Source organism: Bacillus sp. P4_D3 (assembly GCF_056401855.1).
Genome location: NZ_JBFUIN010000611.1, coordinates 1 through 1,870, shown reverse-complemented (window position 1 = coordinate 1,870; position 1,870 = coordinate 1). Strand labels below are relative to the sequence as shown.

Sequence of the window (1,870 nt, the reverse complement as noted above, 5' to 3'; positions counted from 1 at the left end):
GTCCTGAAAGAGAAAAATTACAAGAATTAATAGATAGCTATGGATTGAATGCCCATTTTATTTTACTGGGGAAGAAGTTGAATCCATATCCATACATGAAAAATTGCGATATATATGTACAAACATCTATAAAAGAAGGTTTTGGTCTTACTGTAAGTGAAGCTAAGATAGTCAAAAGGCCTATTGTATGTACTAATTTTTCTACGGCAAAAGAAATAATTAATCATAACGTCGATGGTTTAATAGTAGAGCACGACATAAAGAGTATATACAATGGCATAAGGAAATATCTAGACGACGATAGTTTTAGAGAAGCGATAATAAAAAAACTAAATTCCATAGAACCATATAGTTCGGTGAATCAATTAAGAAAGTTCTATGAAGTAATAGAAAGTTAATGTGAGGTGAAAATGAGATGAAAAAAGTTTTTGTAGAAATTTATTTGATGTTTAACTTAGGTGATGATTTATTTTTGGATATTCTTTCAAAGAAGTATCCTAATAGCAAATTTACAATAAATTATTTAGGGGGAAATTATGATCAGTTTATCTCTCGATATAAAAACGTTGAAAGACGAAAATATACAATTCTAAATAAATTGGGGCAACGTCTTAAATTATCAGATTCTATAACGAACTATGATAAGGTAGCGGAAGGACACGATGCATTGTTATTTATAGGTGGATCTATTTTTAGAGAAGAGAAATATCATAAATCTTTATATAAAGATAGAATGAAAATAGTTCAGGAATTTAAGAAAAGAGATAAACCGGTGTATATATTAGGAGCGAACTTTGGACCTTTTGAGACAAAAGAATTCCTTAATGATTATATGGAGTTTTTTAAGTTGTGTGATGATGTATGTTTTAGAGATAAATACTCATATGAATTGTTTAGGGGATTGTCCCAGGTAAGATATGCACCAGATATTGTTTTTCAAATGAATATAGATGATTATAAGATGATACAACATAAAAATAGAGTGGGATTTTCGATTATAGATGTTAGGCATAAACAAGGATTATCAAACTACTATAATGATTATATAAGTAGTACAGTAAAGGCGATAGAATTATTAGTAAGTAGGGGGTATCAATGTTTTCTAATGTCTTTTTGTGAACAAGAAGGAGATTTAGAAACGATTAATACAATACAATCACATCTTTCTGCTGAAATATTAAAAGATGTTACTGTCTATAACTATAAAGGGAATATAGAAGAAGCTATGGAACTGATAGCTTCTTTTACTTTGTTAATTGCAGCAAGGTTTCATGCAAATATACTAGCATTATTACTAGGCATTGGAATTATACCTATTATATATAGTCAAAAAACCACTAATTTACTTAAAGATATTAGTTTTAAGGGCATGCTAATAAATATGGAGGAACTGTATTTGCAATGTGATGAACATACTATAAATGAATCGTTTGAAAATACAGCTAATTTAGGATCTATATTAATTGAGGCGGAGAATCATTTTGAGAAATTGAGTGAGTTTCTTGGTCACAAGATGGCTGTAGCGGAGGAAGTATGAAAAAGAAAATTATCTTTATGATTATAAATATGAATGTGGGTGGGACTGAAAAAGCGTTACTTAACATGATATTAGAGATGCCGAAAGATAGGTATGATATAACGATATTAATGTTAGAGGAGTATGGTGGGTTTTTAAATTCAATTCCTAGGGAAGTTCGGATTGAATACTTAAAAGGATATAATAGTATAAAAGATATACTGAATGAACCTCCGCACATAGTTTCTTTGGACTTTCTTAGAAAAGGAAAAGTAATTAGGGCTTTTAATGTGATATTTTTACATCTATTATCGAAGTTTATGAGAAACAGAAGTATGTACTTTAAATATGTGT

2 protein-coding genes and 1 pseudogene are annotated in these 1,870 nt (G+C 29.4%); all 3 read left to right on the top strand.

Annotated elements, in window-relative coordinates:
- Positions 1–398: glycosyltransferase (locus AC1DTM_RS24705; RefSeq protein WP_477001120.1), on the top strand; the 398-nt coding region annotated here is incomplete at its 5' end.
- Positions 399–415: 17 nt separating this feature from the next.
- On the top strand, positions 416–1,537 hold the full coding sequence (locus tag AC1DTM_RS24700; protein WP_477001119.1) for a polysaccharide pyruvyl transferase family protein: 1,122 nt from the start codon (positions 416–418) through the stop codon (positions 1,535–1,537).
- Positions 1,534–1,870 (top strand): annotated as a pseudogene (locus tag AC1DTM_RS24695) (glycosyltransferase); the annotation flags it as partial. The gene AC1DTM_RS24700 and the pseudogene AC1DTM_RS24695, both read left to right, overlap by 4 nt.

Coding starts and splice junctions, on each gene's coding strand:
- AC1DTM_RS24700 (WP_477001119.1), top strand. CDS start 416: ATGAAAAAAGTTTTTGTAGAAATTTATTTGATGTTTAACTTAGGTGAT.